Origin of the sequence: Chitinophaga fulva (assembly GCF_012927205.1) — a bacterium.
Lineage (GTDB): Bacteria > Bacteroidota > Bacteroidia > Chitinophagales > Chitinophagaceae > Chitinophaga > Chitinophaga fulva.
The window spans coordinates 3,403,092-3,421,828 of record NZ_JABBGC010000001.1 but is presented as its reverse complement, the minus strand read 5'-3'; the positions used below and the strand labels follow the sequence as shown (position 1 = coordinate 3,421,828).

16 protein-coding genes are annotated in these 18,737 nt (G+C 50.8%); 3 read left to right on the top strand and 13 right to left on the bottom strand.

Translation table 11 applies throughout. The annotated features are described in order from the left end of the window. Positions 1-7: 7 nt before the first annotated feature. The 3 genes from HHL17_RS13945 to fbp all read right to left on the bottom strand — a co-directional run bounded on the left by HHL17_RS13945 (position 8) and on the right by fbp (position 2,621). Complete coding sequence (locus HHL17_RS13945; protein ID WP_169225310.1) at positions 8-772, bottom strand: ABC transporter ATP-binding protein; 765 nt, start codon at positions 770-772, stop codon at positions 8-10. A gap of 182 nt (positions 773-954) precedes the next feature. After that, positions 955-1,443 carry a CAP domain-containing protein gene (locus HHL17_RS13940; protein WP_169225309.1) on the bottom strand — a complete coding sequence of 163 codons (489 nt, stop codon included), beginning with the start codon at positions 1,441-1,443 and terminating at the stop codon, positions 955-957. Between the two features lie 167 nt (positions 1,444-1,610). Next, positions 1,611-2,621, bottom strand: a complete 1,011-nt coding sequence (fbp, locus tag HHL17_RS13935; protein WP_169225308.1) for a class 1 fructose-bisphosphatase — start codon at positions 2,619-2,621, stop codon at positions 1,611-1,613. A gap of 144 nt (positions 2,622-2,765) precedes the next feature. On the opposite strand from fbp, the gene HHL17_RS13930 reads away from it, so the two are divergent. The 3 genes from HHL17_RS13930 to HHL17_RS13920 all read left to right on the top strand — a co-directional run bounded on the left by HHL17_RS13930 (position 2,766) and on the right by HHL17_RS13920 (position 7,093). Next, the gene (locus tag HHL17_RS13930; protein ID WP_169225307.1) at positions 2,766-4,034 is read left to right on the top strand and encodes an aspartate kinase; all 1,269 of its coding nucleotides are present in this window, start codon (positions 2,766-2,768) and stop codon (positions 4,032-4,034) included. A 279-nt stretch (positions 4,035-4,313) separates the two neighbouring features. Further along, positions 4,314-4,592, top strand: coding sequence for a hypothetical protein (locus HHL17_RS13925; RefSeq protein WP_169225306.1), 279 nt, complete (start codon positions 4,314-4,316; stop codon positions 4,590-4,592). A 62-nt stretch (positions 4,593-4,654) separates the two neighbouring features. Further along, entirely contained in the window at positions 4,655-7,093 is a 2,439-nt protein-coding gene (locus tag HHL17_RS13920; protein ID WP_169225305.1) for a TonB-dependent receptor domain-containing protein, read from the top strand. On the opposite strand, the gene HHL17_RS13915 is transcribed toward HHL17_RS13920, so the two are convergent. The 10 genes from HHL17_RS13915 to nuoE are packed head-to-tail and all read right to left on the bottom strand — an operon-like array spanning position 7,090 to position 18,692. Next, positions 7,090-8,529, bottom strand: a complete 1,440-nt coding sequence (locus HHL17_RS13915) for an NADH-quinone oxidoreductase subunit N (RefSeq protein ID WP_169225304.1) — start codon at positions 8,527-8,529, stop codon at positions 7,090-7,092. The two genes, HHL17_RS13920 and HHL17_RS13915, sit on opposite strands and share 4 nt — an antisense overlap. Continuing rightward, positions 8,516-9,967: an NADH-quinone oxidoreductase subunit M gene (gene nuoM, locus HHL17_RS13910; protein ID WP_169225303.1), complete on the bottom strand. Its 1,452-nt coding sequence runs from the start codon at positions 9,965-9,967 to the stop codon at positions 8,516-8,518. The genes HHL17_RS13915 and nuoM overlap by 14 nt, the downstream gene beginning before the upstream one ends. Positions 9,968-9,991: 24 nt before the next feature. After that, positions 9,992-11,887 (bottom strand): NADH-quinone oxidoreductase subunit L, encoded by a 1,896-nt coding sequence (gene nuoL, locus HHL17_RS13905; protein ID WP_169225302.1) that lies wholly within the window; start codon positions 11,885-11,887, stop codon positions 9,992-9,994. Between the two features lie 31 nt (positions 11,888-11,918). Continuing rightward, positions 11,919-12,227, bottom strand: coding sequence for an NADH-quinone oxidoreductase subunit NuoK (nuoK, locus tag HHL17_RS13900; protein WP_078670908.1), 309 nt, complete (start codon positions 12,225-12,227; stop codon positions 11,919-11,921). Further along, positions 12,224-12,754 carry an NADH-quinone oxidoreductase subunit J gene (gene nuoJ, locus HHL17_RS13895; RefSeq protein WP_169225301.1) on the bottom strand — a complete coding sequence of 177 codons (531 nt, stop codon included), beginning with the start codon at positions 12,752-12,754 and terminating at the stop codon, positions 12,224-12,226. The genes nuoK and nuoJ overlap by 4 nt, the downstream gene beginning before the upstream one ends. A 12-nt stretch (positions 12,755-12,766) precedes the next feature. Beyond that, entirely contained in the window at positions 12,767-13,282 is a 516-nt protein-coding gene (gene nuoI, locus HHL17_RS13890) for an NADH-quinone oxidoreductase subunit NuoI (RefSeq protein ID WP_169225300.1), read from the bottom strand. 16 nt (positions 13,283-13,298) lie between these two features. Next, positions 13,299-14,252, bottom strand: coding sequence for an NADH-quinone oxidoreductase subunit NuoH (gene nuoH / locus HHL17_RS13885; protein ID WP_169225299.1), 954 nt, complete (start codon positions 14,250-14,252; stop codon positions 13,299-13,301). A 4-nt stretch (positions 14,253-14,256) separates the two neighbouring features. Further along, positions 14,257-16,950 carry an NADH-quinone oxidoreductase subunit NuoG gene (gene nuoG / locus HHL17_RS13880; RefSeq protein WP_169225298.1) on the bottom strand — a complete coding sequence of 898 codons (2,694 nt, stop codon included), beginning with the start codon at positions 16,948-16,950 and terminating at the stop codon, positions 14,257-14,259. Further along, the gene (gene nuoF / locus HHL17_RS13875; RefSeq protein WP_169225297.1) at positions 16,931-18,211 is read right to left on the bottom strand and encodes an NADH-quinone oxidoreductase subunit NuoF; all 1,281 of its coding nucleotides are present in this window, start codon (positions 18,209-18,211) and stop codon (positions 16,931-16,933) included. The genes nuoG and nuoF overlap by 20 nt, the downstream gene beginning before the upstream one ends. A 16-nt stretch (positions 18,212-18,227) precedes the next feature. After that, a complete protein-coding gene (gene nuoE / locus HHL17_RS13870) occupies positions 18,228-18,692 on the bottom strand; it encodes an NADH-quinone oxidoreductase subunit NuoE (protein ID WP_169225296.1) in 465 nt (154 codons plus the stop codon). Between the last annotated feature and the right edge of the window lie 45 nt (positions 18,693-18,737).

The following is an 18,737-nucleotide window of genomic DNA, read 5'->3' as shown; positions in this document are numbered from 1 at the left end:
GGGTTTATTAAGACTCGCGAAGATCTTTCCCGGTGAGATGGATAAACACATCTTCCAGGTTGGCTTTCTTCACTTCTTTACTACGCTCGAACCCTTTAGACACGAGGTTATCGATGAGGGCGTCGGGCGAGTCAATGGCGATCACCTCTCCGCTGTCCACGATGGCGCAACGGTCGCACAGGAATTCAGCTTCATCCATGTAATGGGTGGTGATCACAACGGTAGTGCCCTGTGCCCGTACCTGCAGGATGAGGTCCCACAGATTACGTCTTGCCTGCGGATCGAGGCCGGTAGTGGGCTCATCGAGGAAGATGATGCGGGGCTTGTTGATCAGGGTGGTGGCGATAGAGAAACGTTGTTTCTGGCCACCGGAAAGTTCTTTGTATTTGGACTTAGCCTTGTCTTCGAGATTGAAGAGGCGCAGCAGTTCTATGGGTTCCACCGGCTGGTTGTACAATCCGCCGAACATCTCGATGAGTTCCACCAGGTTCAGTCCGGGATAATAACCGGAGCTTTGCAGCTGTACACCGATGATTTTTTTAATATCGTTAGGGGCGGCGTCCAGGTCGAATCCTCCGACGGTCACCTTGCCGTTTGTTTTTTCGCGTAATGTTTCAATGATCTCCAGGGTAGTGGACTTGCCGGCGCCGTTAGGGCCTAACAGGCCAAATATCTCATGTTCGTACACATCAAAGCTGATACCCTTTACTGCAGTGAATTCCCCGTATTTTTTCACCAGGTTCTTCACCTCAATGATCTTGTTCTTTTCCATGCCACCAAATTATAAAAGAATTACGAATTACGGGTTACGAATTACGAATGAGGGTTGTTTAGCTTTTGCTTCTTTTAAGCATAGAAATATTCGAGCTATATATCTTATTATCTATCAATAGAAAACTCGAACATAAAACAGGCACTCCATTCGTAATTCGTCACTCGTAATTCGCAATTGTTTTAGTGTTTGATGAACACTTGTGTAAAGAAGGTAATTCTTCCTTTACCGGCGGTACCTATCCCGATCAGGTTATAGTCACCCAGCATATTGCGCCGGTGGCCGGGGCTTTTGATCCAGCCATCCACTACGGCTTCGGCATCGAGGGTGCCATATGCCACGTTTTCCGCGGCGGCCCCTACCCTGCCCATCTTTTTGGAGACATAAGCCACGCGGTCCTCAAAACCTTCGTGCCCGAAGCCTGTGCTGCCATTAGCCATATCGCGGCTGTGGCGGCGCGCCTGCTGGCTGATGGTCTCATCCAGTTGCAGCGGTTTCAGTCCTTTGGATTGACGGAATTTGTTGGTGTAGTAGAGGATCTGTTCTTCAAGACTTCCTCCTGTTGTGGTGCTGTCTGCACGGCTGGTGGCACGTGAACACGCGCTTACCTGAAATGCGGCAAACAGTGCGAGCAGTAATACAAGGGTACTGCGGCTTTTCAAAATGGACATAAAAACTGATGGTTAATAATGATAATTTCCCGAATGCAAGCAAGCGCTGTACCAAATTATCCAGCGTGGATAACTTTCTTACGGCGCATTAAAAAAACGAAGACCCGGACGTTACTATTGTACGCCCGGGCCTCTTTCAATATGCAATTAACAAAGCGCGTTTTCCGCTATTTGTTCATAATGTCTTTCCAGGTCTCCATCATATTCTTGGAACCGATGAAAATAGGCACCCGCTGATGCAGCTGCACCGGTTTCAGCTCCAGCAGGCGCTGACGGCTGTTGGCCATAGACATGCCACCTGCTTTTTCCATGATGAAAGACATGGGGTTACACTCGTAACAGAGCCGCAGACGGCCTGACTTGTACTTGCCGAAAGCCGGGTACATGAAGATACCGCCCTGTATCAGTGTACGGTGTATTTCCGCTACCATGCAACCTACGAAACGATGCCGGTAGATGCGGTCGTTTTCATCCCGCGCCATAAAATGGTCGATGGACTGGCGCACTTTCTCTTCATACAGGTAATAGTAACCTACATTGACAGAGAAGATATCGCTTTCCGGCGGGCATTTCAGGTTGGGGTGCGACAGGCAGAACTCCCCGATGGAAGGATCAAGGGTAAAGCCCTGCACACTGCGGCGGGTAGCGTACACCATCATGGTGGAAGAACCGTAGATGATATAGCCGGCAGCAATCTGCTGCGTGCCCGGCTGCAGGAAATCTTCCAGGTTACATTCCTCCCCTTCCGGCGACAGGCGGCGGTAAACGGAGAAAATGGTCCCGATGGAAACATTCACATCGATATTGCTGGAGCCGTCCAACGGATCGAGCAATACCACATATTTGGATTTTTTTGAGTGTTCGTCTGTGAAGGCGATAAAGTGTTCCTCCTCTTCAGAGGCTACTCCGCAGCAGTAAATGCTGGTACGCAGTGAATTGATAAACTGTGCATTGGCAAATTCGTCGAGCTTCTTTACGGATTCACCCTGAACATTGGTTTTCCCGGCTTCACCCAGAATATCGGCGATACCGGCCTTGTTTACTTCCACATTTACCCTTTTTGCCGCCAGACCAATATCACGCAGTAAACCTGACAACTGGCCGGTAGCACCGGGATAGTTACGTAATTCCTGGATGGTGAATTCATCCAGTGTCATTACCTTTTCCTTGTGATTCATAACGTTATTTCAGTTTTCCGGGACGAAATTAAAGGAATAAGCGCTTATTTTAAGGGAAATGTCATTTCTCTGTAAACAGATTTTAAAACAATTCTAAACTTGCCTTACTTTGCCAAATAATTTTTTAAAAGGACAAACTATCATATGAAGGTTTTCAAGTTTGGCGGCGCAAGTTTAGAAAGTGTTGAACGCATTAAGCAAGTAGCACAGATCGTCCAGTCATTTCCGGACGATAAACTCCTGATCGTTATCTCAGCTATGGGTAAAACGACCAATGAACTGGAAAAGGTGGCGCAGAACTTTTACATGCGTAAAAGGGAGATCGCCGCTCAGTTGCTGTACAATGTGGAGCAACACCATATCCAGGTGGCCGAGTCCCTGCTGGGTTCCCGTCAGCATCCGCTTTTCCAGCAACTGCAACAGTTCTTTACCGAAGCGGAATGGACATTGGGCGAAAAACCGTTACGGACGTATGACTACTACTACGATCAGCTGGTGGGCATGGGCGAACTACTCAGCACCGCTATCGTCAGCGCCTTCTTTAACACCATAGGTTTATCCAATACCTGGGTAGATGTCCGGGACGTGTTCCGTACCGATGATAACTTCCGGGATGCCAATATCGACTGGGCCTTTACCCAGAAACAGGTGACCGACAAAGTAGTGCCGTTGTTTAATCAAACCAGCATCGTGATTGCGCAGGGCTTCATCGGCAGCACCGACCAGAACGAGAGCGTTACCCTTGGCAGAGAAGGCTCCGACTACTCCGCCGCTGTATTCGCCAATATGCTCGACGCAGAAAGCCAAACCATCTGGAAAGATGTGGAAGGCCTTAAAAATGCCGACCCTAAACTGTTCCCCAATACCGTCAATATTCCGGAGATCAGCTACGGGGAAGTGATTGAAATGGCCTACTATGGCGCCCAGGTGATCCACCCGAAAACCATCAAACCTTTACAGAACAAACAGATACCGTTGCTGGTGAAATGTTTCCTTGATAAGAACCTGCCCGGCACCGTTATCAAAGAACAGGCAGACACCAAACAGCTGCCTCCGATCATCGTACTGAAAAGGAACCAGGTATTGCTGACGCTCACCTCCAAAGACTACGCGTTTATCACAGAAGATAAGATCAGCGATATCTACGAAACTTTCCACCGGCTGAAAGTGAAGATCAACCTGATGCAGAATGGCGCCATCACCTTCTCCTGCTGTATTGACCACAACCCGGAAAAGATTGAGCTGCTGATCAAAGCGTTGCACAACGACTTTAAGATCTCTTATAACGAATCCCTTGAACTGCTGACCGTGCGCTACTACCAGGACGGCCTCCTGGAAGACCTCAGCAACCACCACACCGTGCTGCTGGAACAACGTTCCAGCATAACCGTACAACGGCTTTTAAAGAAATAAATCATCAAGTCGGCCACCATCACTTCCAGGATGGTGGCTGATTTCGGCATTCCCCTCCCGGCTCGATAATACCACACAAAAATTAACCGCTCATCCCCGGATTTTAACAGCCATACCATTCCCCGTTTTAGAATAATCTCCCTGCTTAATTTTATATTGGTTTCCACTGCTTTGAGATTGGATATGTGCCCCCCTGCACCCGCTGGAAAAATTTTTTTTGCCCGGAGGTGCAACCTTTTTTCAGACAGGTCGTCTTTAAGATGTTAAATGCGCTATGATATGAAAAAAGCCGCCCTGTTGCTGATAGTTACCTGCTGTATCGCGCTGGTTGTTGCCTCTAAAGGCCTCCTGAAAGATATGGCGCCGGTACAGAGCAGTCCACCAGACATACTGCCTTTATTTGTGATAACAAATGCCAACTGCCCTGGTGTTCCACCCACCGCCCAGGCCAATGCAACCGTTACCCCCGATAATGCGCAGCTGAGGACCGAACCCATTCGAGATGCTGTAAAAACTATATTCGATATATACCGTTCACAAAACCAGATCCGGCAGTAACCGATAGACTGTCTTCCTAATCAACTTATTGGAATCGCTTCTGAGAAAATCTAAACGATAGTATGAAAAAGTTCATCATCGTGCTGGGGATACTTATGTCCGTTATCATGAGTTCTTTCGCACAAAAAAGTTCCACCGGCACCATTTCCTTTAAAATAACAGACGCCTCCGGCAAGCCACTTCCCTTTGCCAGCGTGCTTTTGCGCAAAACGCAAGACTCCGTACAGGTAAAAGGGGAAATGAGCTCCGAATCCGGGGAAGGCCGTTTTGAAAAAATACCCTTTGGCCAGTATTACCTGCAGGTGTCACAGATGGGCTTTACCACCCACTATGCCGCTAATTTTGCGTTGGACGCCTCCCATACCTCCGTTAGCCTGCCGGCCATTGCCCTGCAGCCGCTCTCCAAGAGCCTGCAAACGGTGAATGTGACCGCCACCAAGCCTTTCATCGAAAAAAGCGCCGGTAAGACCGTACTCAATGTGGAAAACAGCGTTACCGCCGTCGGCAACACCGCGCTCGACATCCTCAAAAGGGCGCCCGGCGTACAGATCGATAACAATGAAAATGTGAAAATGAAAGGTCAGACGGTAACTGTGATGATCGATGGAAAACTTACTTACCTCAGCGGCGAAGACCTGACCAACCTGCTGAAAAACACACCCGGGGAGTCTATCGCACAAATAGAAATCCTGACCAGCCCGTCCGCGAAATACGACGCCTCCGGCAATGGCGGGATCATCAACATAAAAACAAAAAAAGGGAAACTCACCGGTATCAATGGTACAGTGAACGCCACCCTGTCACAGTCCCGCTACGGCACCTATAGCGCCAACGGCACCTTCAACTGGCGCACGCCCAAATTCAACCTGTTTGGTGATCTCGGCAGGACCGACCGCCCTTTCCAGATCACCCGTAAATACAGCAGGGCCTTCAACGATAAAGGCGTTACCACCGAACAAACACAGGACATCTTCCAGCGGAACCGGTTCCAGCGCAATGCCGCTAAAATCGGGCTCGACTATTTCCTTAATGACAAACACACCATAGGTGTATTGGTTAATGGGTTCAAGAACCGTTTCAATAACCAGATTTACAGCAATACCAATTTCATGAATACACCGGGCGCACCGGCTGATTCCATCGTCAACTCTTACACGACTAACAATAACCACTTCAATAATATCGCCATCAACCTGAATTACAAGGCAGTACTGGATACGGCCGGCCGCGAATACAGTGTAGACGCCGACTACGCCCGCTTCAACGCCGACCGGTCCCTGGTACTGAACGACAGTATGCTGGACGTAAAAAGCAAGCTTGTGCGTAATCCTAATGGCATCCGCAACCAGGGCGGCACACAAATCACCATCAAAAGCCTGAAAGGCGATTTTGCCTGGCCATTGGGCAAAAACGGAAAAGTAGAAGCTGGTTTAAAAGCCAGCCTGGTGACCACTACCAACAGACTGGCTTATGATTCCCTCAAAAACGGCGATTATATCTTTGCACCCAGCCAAAGCAATGAATTTAAATACCAGGAAGATGTATATGCAGCCTATGCCAGCTATAAAAAACAACTGACGCCCAAAACCGGTATCCAGGCAGGATTGAGGGTAGAGAACACTAAATCTGACGGGTATTCTGTAACACTCAAAAGCCAGGTTGTACGTAACTACACCGACTTCTTCCCCAACCTTACCATCGATCAAAAACTGAACGATAACAACAAAATTAGTCTCGCTTACTCCCGCCGTATTGAACGTCCGGAATACAGCCAGCTGAACCCGTTCATGTTCTACCTCGACAGATATACTTTCTTCCGCGGTAACCCGTACCTGCAACCACAATACACCAACAACGTGGAGCTGGCGTACACCTTCAAAGACAAATACATCGCCACACTGGGATACAACCGGACCACCGATGTGATCAACGAATTCCTGTACCAGGACGACAGCGCCAAAACATCTACCAGCACCCTGATGAACTATAAGAAAAGCCATGTGTACAGCCTCGCTGTGACATTGCCTTTCCAGGTCACCAAATGGTGGATGAGCGATAACAACCTGAATGCTGCCTATAACGATTACTACTTCAACAACAACAAGAACCAGCCGGAGATGACCAGCAGCTTCACGTACAGCTTCAACAGCACCAATACCATCACGCTGCCGAAAGACTTTAAACTGGAAGTAGCCGGTTACTATAACTCACCCTTTGTGTACGCCATCTTCAAGGGTTATGCGGAATACAACCTGAACCTGGGCATACAGAAAACTTTCTGGGATAAAAAAGCGACCATCAAACTCAACTACAACAATATCCTGCGGAATGAATCCTACAGAGGTATTGCGCAATACAGCAACCTGGCGCTGCACATCTTTAACACATGGCAGTTCAGGACAGCCAGCATCTACTTCAGCTATCGCTTTGGCAGCAGCAGCATCAAAGCCGCCCGTGAAAGAAAAACAGGCACCAGTGATGAACAGAAAAGGGCAGGTTAAACAATCATTTTCATCATCTGCTGGATCAGTTGCATCATCGCGGTGGGATATACCCCCAGTCCAATCAATACCAGCGTCAGCAACATCAGCGTGATATTACCGGCTACAGGCAGCGAGGGTTTGATATAAGTCACCTCCCCTGTAGCCGGTGTTTTAAACATCATGGCAATAATGCGGATATAATAATACAGACCAATCACACTGTTGATGACCAGCATAAACAACAGGAACCACATGTGCCCGTTCACCCCAGCCATCACGATATAAAATTTCCCGATAAACCCGGCCGTCAGCGGGATGCCCGCCAGCGACAGCAACATCGCTGTAAATACCGTCGCCACCCAGGGATAACGCCAGAACATACCGCGGTAATCGTCCAGTGTTTCCGCATCCTGCACACTACTGCTCATGACAATCAACACACCGAAGGCACCAATGCTGGTAATAAAATAAGCCACCAGATAGAAAGAAATTGCCTCCAGCCCTGTCTGCACACCTGAAAGAAAAGCAACCAGAATGTAGCCCATATGGGCGATAGAAGAATAAGCCAGTATACGTTTAATATTCTGTTGTGTCAACGCCAGCCAGTTGCCCACAAACATAGAAGCCACCGCCACAATAGCCAGCATCCACCATATCATCGAGTAGTCGTTGCCGTGAATATCCACATAAAAACGGATCAGCACCACCAGCATGCCTCCTTTGGAGATGGTAGCGATAAAAGCCGATACCGGCAACGGAGCGCCTTCATAGATATCAGGCGCCCACATGTGGAACGGCACCACACCCAGTTTAAAGCCGATGCCGATGAGCATCATACCGAAGCCTGCCAACACGGTGACAGGTATATATCCCGCCTGTCGCAGGGCCGCGCCAATGCCCGGAAAATCCATATGCCCCGTAAACGCATATACGAGCGCCATACCAAACAACAGGAACGCAGAAGACAATGCCGCCAGTATCAGGTATTTGATGCCCGCCTCGTCTGACCGTTCGCGTGCCCGGAGATAGGCTATCAGTCCGTACAGGCTGATACTGAGTATCTCCAGGCCAAGGAACAAAGACATAAAATGGCGGCTCACCACCAGTACCAAAGCCCCGGTGGTAGCCAGCGGTAACAGCAGGTAATATTCCTCCTTGCGTTCTTCCCGCTCTTGAAAATAGTTGTAGGATAACAGTAAGATGATAAAACCCGAAGTCAGCACCAGTCCGGTATTGAAGAGTGAAAACTCATCTACCACCAACAGCGGCGGCACGGCATGGGGGATATACAACATCGCCGGTATGATAGCCGTCAGCGCCATCAGGTAGGCCAATAGTGAAAAGGCATACGTAATCCGGTGATTGCGTCTGATAGCAATCAACAGCATGGAGATCACCACCGCGGTAAACAGGGTGATCAATGGCCCGAGGCTTATGAAATCAGCGAACGACATAATCAGTTTTTTGAGAAGTATTCAAAACCGGTTGCGGATGTAATCCCAATAAAAGAATGGCCATCACCAATGCCACAATGATCACCAGCTCCCGTTTGTTAAGGTCTGCCGGCGCATATTGCTGGTTGCCCGGCCCGAAAAACACTTTTTGCATAATACGCAGGGAATAGGCCGTAGCCACCACCAACCCGATAGCCGCAAAAACGGTTATCCAGCGGTTGGCCTGCCAACTGCCCAGCAGAATGAGGAACTCCGCTACAAAATTGCCCAGCCCCGGCAAGCCCAACGATGCCATCACAAATATCATGGCGGCACTTCCCATGACCGGCATCCTGGACCACAGCCCACCCATCTCCAGTATGTTGCGGGTGTGGATACGCTCGTACAGCGCACCTGCGATGATAAACAACGCTCCGGTGCTGATACCATGTGCAATCATCTGCATCACTACCCCCTCGTAGGCCAGCGCATTAAAAGAAAAAGCACCCACCAGCACAAATCCCATGTGGCTCACGCTGGTATAGGCTATCAGCCGCTTCAGGTCTGTTTGTGCATATGCCAGCATACCGCCATAGATGATCCCCAGCACACCGAGGAACATGATCCACGGCGCAAAGTATACCGATGCTTCAGGGAAAAGCGGTAATACCAGCCGCAGAATACCATAAGCGCCTGTTTTCAGCAGCAGCCCCGCCAAAATCACACTGCCGGCTGTAGGCGCTTCAGTATGCGCATCCGGCAGCCAGGTATGAAAAGGCACAGCAGGCAACTTCACCAGGAAAGCTATCAGGAAGCCCAGCATCAGCCAGCGGGCGGTTTCCTGCTGCATAGGGGTATGCAGCAGCGAAAAATAATCGTACGTATATACGCCGGTGTTAGCACCATGTATAAAGTACAATGCCAGAATAGCCAGTAGCATCAGCAAACCGCCGGCCTGTGTAAAAAGGAAAAACTTGTTGGCCGCATATTCTCTGTTTTCATGTCCCCAGATACCAATCAGGAAATACATCGGTATCAGCATCATCTCCCAGAAAAAATAAAAGAGGAAAAGGTCCATGGTCAGGAATACACCGGTGATGCCTGCCAACACAAACAGCAGATTAAAATGGAAAAAGCCCACCCGCTGGTTGATTTCCTTCCATGAGATCAGCACCGCCAGTGCCCCGAGGAAAAACGTAAGTACCAGCATCAGTAATGACAGGCCATCCATGGCCAGGTTAAGGCTGATACCAAAATGTGGCACCCAGTCCACTTTGTACTGGTATAACCACCGTCCGCCGGAAGCCTCATGCGTAGCCCATATCTGACCTGTGATGGCCAGATCGATCAGCAGGCACGCCAGCGCTATATACCTTGACCATAGCGCATTCCGTGATGCTGCTATCCAGGATAACAGCGCACCAGCCAATGGAATGATGATCAGTAACAGGAGAATCATTGTTTCAACATTTAGCCGTTAACGTTAGGAAACCTCATGTAGCCGCCATATCAATACTGACAAGATGGCCACCGCACCCAATACCACCCCCATGATATACCATCGGAGTATGCCGCTCTGCGTACGTGCCATCGCGTTATGACACGCTTCCATCAGTTGTGCCGTTCCGGTATATATTTTATCGATCAGGTCTTTACGATTGATATTAGAGAGATAAACAAAAGGCTGTACGATCAGCGCATCATAGAGTGCGTCTATATCCCAGCCACGCCGCCAGAAACCCTGTAACCATACCTGCCCTGGCATGCTGAGGAAATCCACCATGCCCTGCGGCCTTTTCACGACCCACACATAAGCCAGCCATATACCACCCAGCGCCAATACCGCCGATATCAACTGGGATGCCCATTCCAGGGCTACACTTTCCTGCGCCATCTGCACCGCGGGCAATACCGGCGCCAACCAGTTGCTGAATAACGTTACATGCCCCAGCGTATGCGGCAGTTCAATAAATCCGGCTATGGTAGAGAGCATGGCGAGAATATACAACGGTACCATCATCACGGGGCCGGGTATATGATGTACTTTCGTTTTAACTTCTCCGTAGAACACCAGGAAAAACATGCGGAAAGTATACATGCCTGTCAGCAGCGCTCCCAGCACGCCAGCCAGCCAATAGGCTTTATGTCCGCCGACAGCGGCCCATGACAGCCAGATGATCTGGTCCTTGCTATAGAAGCCTGCCGTTACAAATGGTATGGCGGTAAGCGATGCGCAACCGATCAGGAATACCCAGAACACGCCGGGCAACATTTTTTTCAGTCCTCCCATTTTAAACATATCCTGTTCATGATGCAGCGCAACGATCACTGCGCCGGCGCCCATAAACAACAAAGCTTTAAAGAACGCGTGCGTCACAAAGTGAAAAATAGCAGCCGACCAGGCGCCACATCCCAGCGCGAGGAACATATATCCGATCTGGCTGATGGTAGAATATGCCAGCACCCGTTTGATGTCTGTCTGCACCAGGGCGCTGACGCCTGCCATCAGCAGCGTAACGCCGCCTATTATGGCCGTAGCGGTTTGTGCAGCAGGCGATAATTCAAATATCACATGCATTCTCGCTATGAGGTACACACCCGCTGTCACCATGGTAGCAGCGTGGATTAATGCGCTTACCGGCGTAGGGCCGGCCATCGCATCGGGCAACCATGTCTGCAGCGGCAGTTGTGCTGACTTGCCCACCGCACCGCCTAACAGCAGCAAGGCTATAAGGGTCACCATCGGATCTCCCTTGGCCCACAACACTGGCGCTTCCTGCAACAGGCGCTGGATATTGAGCGTACCCATGTGTTCAAACAGGAGGAACAAAGCGATGGCCATAGCAGTATCTCCCACCCTCGTTACGATGAATGCCTTACGGGCCGCATAATTATTCTCCGGATCTTTATACCAGAAGCCGATCAGCAGGTAACTGCAAAGGCCCACACCTTCCCAGCCCAGGTACAACAGCAACAGGTTATCTGCCATGACCAACACCAGCATGGAACCGACAAACAGGTTCATGCACGCGAAAAAACGGCCATAGTCTTCGTCATCATGCATATAACCGGTGGCATATACATGTATTAAAAATCCAACGATCGTAATCACCAGTGTAAACACCACCGACAAAGCGTCCATCCGGAAATCGATGCCCGCAGCGAAGCCCGGCACCTGTATCCATTGCCACACATGCTGCACCAGCGGTTCTTTCCCGGAAGAAGCTACTGTTGCCGCCACCACCAGCGCCACCACGGCTGATAAGCCCACGCTGCCACAACCAATAACGGTAACGGCACTACGGCTTATACGTTTCCAGCAAAGCATGAGTATACATGCGCCGAGAAAAGGAATGGCAGGTATGAGTGCAGGCAACATCTGTTAAAGTTTTAATGGTGATAATGATTCATTAACCGTTCATCCTGCTGGCTTCATCACTGTCCAGCGTACGGAGCTGATGATACAGCTGTAAAATCAGCGCCAGCCCGACCGACACTTCCGCAGCAGCCATCGCGAGGATGAACATAAACATCACCTGCCCATCGGCCTGCCCCCAGTGGGAAGCAGCCACCACAAAAGCGAGTCCCGCGGCATTGAGCATAATCTCTACCGACAGCAGCATGAAGATGATATTGCGCCGGATCAATACGCTGATCAATCCCAGCACAAACAGGATACCGGCCAGTAACAGGCCCGCCGTTGTAGGATGCAGGTTCATGTGTTCAGATTATTTTCAAGAAATCGATGTACAGTTTTCTTATGCTGCCGTCCCAGGTGATACGCGCCTACAATACCCGCCATCAACAGGATACCGGTCAGCTCCACGGCGATCAGATAGGGGCCGAATAAAGCCATGCCTACCTGTTTGGGTGGCACTACCTGAATACCGGCTGATGGTTGCTTGTTTTGCAGGATCAGGTATAGCAGTTCCCCCAGCAGCACCACACAAAATATCCCCGGCACAATCCATATCCGTGGCCGCAGCCAGGCTTTTTCATGTTCTGCTGTTTCCAGTCCCAGGTTGAGCATCATCACAAAAAAGATAATGAGCACCATGATCGCCCCGGCATAAATGATGATCTCCAGCACCGCCATAAACGGCGCGCCATAGGTGTACAATACAACTGCTACCGCCAGCAGCGATACCACGAGGTATAACAGTGCGTGCATGATATTGTAACAGGTGATGACCCTTACAGTGGCCGCCACGGCTATCAGCGCAGCAACGATAAATGCGATGTCCATAACACTACAGATTTATGGTAACAGGCTTTTAATATCTACCGGTGGTTCTTCATGTTCCGCTTCTCCTTTGTCTTTATTTTTAATAGCAAGGCCCGCCACTTTGTAATAGTTGTATCCCGGATACTTACCCTGACTGGGGATCAGCAGATCATGTTTTTCATATACCAGGTTCTGACGGTTATATTCGGCCATTTCGAAATCGGGCAACAGCTGAATAGCATATGTAGGACAAGCTTCTTCGCAGAATCCACAAAAGATGCAGCGGGAGAAATTAATCCGGAAAAATTCCGGGTATCGCCGCCCGTGTTCATCCTCCGTAGCCTGTAAAGAGATACAGTCCACCGGACAGGCTGCTGCACAGAGGTAACAGCCCACACAACGTTCTTCTCCGTCAGGATCGCGCGTGAGCGCGATACGGCCTCTCCACCGTGCCGGCAGCGGTGCCTTCTGTTCCGGATACTGGTATGTGTCCCGCTTGTGGAACATATGCAGAAACACCAGCCACATACTACGCAATAGACTAAACATACATTTTGGTATTTAGTTATTTAGTTACTAACCAGAGTTTGATTGCTGCTGTCACCAGCAGGTTCAGCAACGACAACGGGAACAACACTTTCCAGCCATATTCCATCAGCTGGTCGTACCGTGGCCGCGGCATAGATGCCCGCAGCAATATGAATAACGAGATGAATGCAAACGTTTTAATGGCGAACCAGACCACAGGCGGCAGAAATGATGGTCCCAGCCAGCCTCCGAAATACAGCGTCACCACCATGGCGGAGATAAGCGTAACACCCAGGTATTCGCCGATGAAAAACATACCGAACTTCATCCCGGAATATTCCGAGTGAAAACCAGCCACCAGCTCACTTTCTGCCTCGGGGATATCAAAAGGCAGACGGTGTGTTTCCGCAACCCCTGCCACCATGAAAATGAGGAAGCCCAGCAACTGCGGTATGACAAACCACACGGTACGTTGCGACTCGACGATCTGTTGCAGGTTAAAACTACCACTGAGCACTACCACGCCCATCAATGCCAGTCCCATGAACACCTCATAGCTGATCATCTGCGAGGCGCCTCTCATGGCGCCCAGCAAGGCGTACTTGTTGTTGGAGGCCCAGCCGCCCAGCACAATGCTGTACACGCCTAACGATGACATGGCGAGGAAAAAGAGGATGCCAATGTTCAGGTCGGCCACTACAATACCTGGCGCAAAGGGCACAATCACAAAGCTCATCAGCACACTGGCCACTACCACGGCAGGCGCAAATACAAACACCACTTTATCCGCAAACGGCGGAATCCAGTCTTCTTTAAAAAACAGCTTCAGCGTGTCTGCCAGCACAATAAACAGACCGAAAGGGCCTGCCCTGTTGGGACCGTAGCGGTCCTGCCAAAGGGCCAGCATCCTGCGTTCCAGCCATATCAGTCCTGCGGCTGTATTCAACAGTACAAAAAGTACTCCTCCTATAATCCACCAGGCGTTTATCATAGCTTTAAATTTTAACCAGTTGCGGCGCTTCCGCCACCTGCATATGCGGCAGCCCTACCGGGATACCGGCGGCCCCTTTTTGCAGGGTATCGTTGATGACTACCGGCAGCGCATACTGGTGTCCGTTATCCATGAAATAAAGCAGATGTCCGGCTGCCACCTGAAAACGGCGTGCGTCTTCACTGTGCAGCATGATATAAGGAGCAGGCATCCGTTGGGCAATGCCCGGCGTATGAATGCTCAGCTCTTCTGATCCGAAAATATGGTAGAGCGGTACCAGTAGCAGGTGCCCACCCACCGGTATGAACGGGTCGGGTATATTGGTATAAAATTTCGTTTGACCGTTTACGTTAGGCTCAAGCAGGCGTTTGCCGGGATTGCCGCCGTGCAGGGAGCCACCGGTTTCCACCTGGTATTTGTTGACCGACTGTACCGAGTTCCAGCCCGGCGCCCAGAAGAAGGGGATGACAGAAGAAGGCGGTTCGCCACGGTATCCTTCCATGGTGAAAGACAGCGCAGTATCTCCATCTTCCGCAGGTTTAGGTTCACTCACATTTATATTGGCCAGCATAGCGGTGCGGCCGCTGTAGCGATGCGGTTCTCGGGGTATCTTCTGTCCGGCTATCCTGAAATCAGCTGGTGGCGTGATGGTATCGATGCCGGCAAATACCGGATATTTGGCCGCAATGGCTTTGAGCAGATCATCATAATGTAATAACGAGCGGAGGTGCGTATGGCCGCAGATATCCCCCAGTTGTAACAGCCAACGCCAGCTCTCCTGTACGGATCCCTGGGGACTAAGTACCTGCAGGAAGCGCTGGGCACGGCCTTCATTGTTGACCAGCGTGCCGTCAGCTTCTGCGAAAGTGCCGGCAGGCAACACGATATTAGCCCGTTCTGTAGTAGGGTTATGCAGATGGTCCAGCACGATCACTTCTTTACAATGCCCAAAGAACTGGTTGGCCGTATGCAGGTCCAGCCGGCGGTACAGATCATTTTCGAGGATCAGCACCGTTTCCGCACTGCCATTCAACACCGCGTCTACCGCCGATTCCAGGCGGAGGCCTCCCAGCATTTCGAGGCCCATGCTGTTACATTCGGGCACCGTAAAAGACAGCATCGCGTCAGCGCCTTGCTGCTTCAGGGCCCAGGCCAGGTTGGCCGCAGCCCTGATCACCTGTTCACTACCGCCTCCATAGCCGGCTATTACCAGCGGTCTCTTCGCCCCCCTGAGCGCAGCAGCGATGGTAGCAGCGGCCTGTTTCCCCTCATCAGACATCCCCGTCACTTCCGGTAAGGTACCGTCTAACAGATGACTAACAGCAAAGGCTATACGCGCAATATTATCAGGCGCGGTGTGATAAGCACCGGTCGCCACTTCGTCGAGTTTGGTTTCTACTACGTTGAGGATAAAAAGCGGCCCTTTGTTTTCCTGTACAGCTTCCCGTACCGCTGCATCCTGCCACGCCGGCATGTGGATATTGCTGATTGCATTTTCCACCGGCATACGGCGTACCGCCTGACGCACAGACAGGGCCATCATCGGGGCAGTATTGGTAAGATCTTCTCCCAGTATCACCACCGCATCAGCGGCAGCCGCTTCCTGTAAAGAAGCTGACCGCACCGGGCCTTCTTTTAATAATTTCAGCATCAGCCGGATCAGCTCATGCTCTATTTCCCCGATGCCCAGGTAGAAGTTATGCTCTCCTACCAGTTCTTTCAGCACATAGTTCGATTCAACAGAAGCCCGTGGAGAGCCGATACCGATCATTTTTCCGGGTTTCATCCGGTTCCGCACATGCTGCAGCACGGGCAGGCCATTGGCTTTATCATCCGGAGCATGTACCACCAACGGCTCACGGATACGGTCTTTACTGTTCACGAACTCATATCCGTAGCGGCCCCTGTCGCACAGGAAATAACCGTTCACCGCCCCGTTGTAACGGTTGGTGATCTGCCGCAAAGAACCATAACGTTCGCCGGCAATGATGTTACATCCCAGTCCACAGCCCTGGCAGATGGACGGCGCCGTGGTCAGGTCCCATTTACGGGTATAATGCTGCTTGAGTGTTTTATCGGTGAATACACCGGTAGGACAGACCTCCACCAGGTTGCCGCTGAATTCATTTTCGAGCGTGCCATCCTGCTGGCGGCCAAAATAAACGTGGTTATGTGCCGCAAAAACATCGAGGTCTTTACCGCCGGCAAAGTCTTTATAGAAACGCACGCAGCGGTAGCACTGGATGCAGCGGTTCATTTCGTGATTGATGAAAGGACCGAGATTTTGATTACGGTAGGTCCTTTTAGAAAAATGATAATCGCGGTAGGCGTGGCCAGTCATGACGGTCATATCCTGCAAATGGCAGGAACCGCCTTCATCGCATACCGCACAATCATGCGGGTGGTTGGTCATCAGCCATCCGATGACATGGCCGCGGAAAGCCACCGCCTCACTATCGTTAACGGATAAACGCATGCCGTCTTTCACAGGCTCCATACAGGCCATCATCAGTTTACCACGGGTATCCTGTTCATCTTTAAAGATTTTGACAGCACACTGGCGGCAGGCCCCTACCGAACCGAGGGCCGGGTGCCAGCAGAAGTAAGGCAGGTTGAGGCCGAGCGACAAACATGCTTCCAGCAGGTTTTTTCCTTCCTTCACCTCATATGGAATATTATCAATGTTGATGATGGGCATACGGACATTTTTTTTCTTTGATATGTTGTTCAAAATCTTCCCTGAAATATTTCAGGGCACTCTGCAGGGGCTCCATGGCCCCGGGCGCCAGGGCGCAGAACGTATTGCCGGGCCCCAGCAGCCTGGTATGTCTTTCCAGCAATTCCAGATCAGCCGGTTCGCCGGTACCGTTTTCCAGCGACCATAATATCTTTTCCGTCCAGGGCAGTCCCTCCCGGCAGGGAGTACAGAAGCCGCAGGACTCCTGCGCAAAAAAGTGCTCAAGGTTATGCACAAAACCGACGGGGCACGTGTGGTCGTCGAGTACGACCATCGTGCCGGTACCCAGCCTGCTGCCAGCGGCAGCCACGCCCGCAAAATCCATTTTCACGTCCAGGTGGGCATCAGTCAGAAAATCAGTGGACGCGCCACCTGGCAAGGCCCCGCGAAAGCGATAGCCGTTCCGCATACCGCCGGCATGTTCTTCCAATAGTTCGCGCATAGTAATACCCATTGGGAGCTCCCATGCACCGGGTTTATTGACCCTGCCACTGACGCCATAAATTTTCGTACCTCCGTCGGCTGTGTAACTCAGGGATTTAAACCATGCTTCGCCATTATTGACGATATGGGAAATCCAACAGAGGGTTTCTACATTATTCACGATGGTAGGTTTTCCGAATAGTCCGCTTACCTGCGGAAATGGCGGCTTAGCGCGAGGGGTGGCGCGTTTGCCTTCGAGAGAGTTGAGCAGCGCGGTTTCTTCTCCACACATATACCTGCCCACTCCCGTATGCAGCTGCATTTCCAGGCTGAAAGCGCTGCCCAGGATATTTTTACCGAGATACCCTGCCGTATAGGCGTCGGCGATAGCGCGGCGCATTTCACGGGCAGCATCCTTGTAAGCCCAGCGCAGGAACACAAATGCATCTGTAGCCTGGATAGCATAAGCTGCGAGGATCATACCTTCCAGCAGCTGATGCGGATTGCCTTCCAGCAACCAGCGGTCTTTAAAAGTGCCTGGCTCCATTTCATCCGCATTTGCGATCAGGTATTTGGGACCGGGCACGTTCATGGGCACAAAGCTCCATTTCACCCCGGTAGCAAAACCGGCGCCGCCACGGCCTTTCAGGTTGGCATCTTTGATCAGCGTGCTGACCTGTGCCGGCTCCATATCACGCAACGCTTTGCGCAAGGCGGTATAACCACCCACGGCTTCGTACTCCCGGAGATGCAGGGCAGCGCCGTTGTCAGGAATATGTTGTGTGAGTGGTCTTTCCATCGTATATAAAATTGGGTTAGTGATATTTTTCCAGTATTTGTTCCAGGTCTCCCGGTTGGATGTCGCGGTACAGATCGTCGTCTATCATCAGCGCCGGCGCATGGTCGCAGGTACCGAGGCAGGCGTTGGGCAGCAGGGTAAACCGCTCGTCGGGTGTTGTCTGCCCATAACCAATCAGTAATATTTCGTTTAACCGTTGCCGTAATCCCGTATATCCCATCACGTAACAGCTGATACTGTCACACAGCAGGATCACATGGCGGCCTACCGGCTGGCGGAAGATGAGGTTATAGAAAGTTGCCACGCTATCTACTTCAGCGGTGCTCATCTCCAGTATCACAGCGATATCAGCCACACTTTCATCAGATATCCAGCGCCGCTCCTGCTGCACAATCTTGAGTGCTTCAATACAGGCGGCCTTTTTGACGGGCACCTGTTGCAGCTCGTGCGTGATCTTTTCTATTTCGATAGCAGACAACATATCATTCAGAAATTTTGATATTTTGTTATTTTGATATTTTGTTGC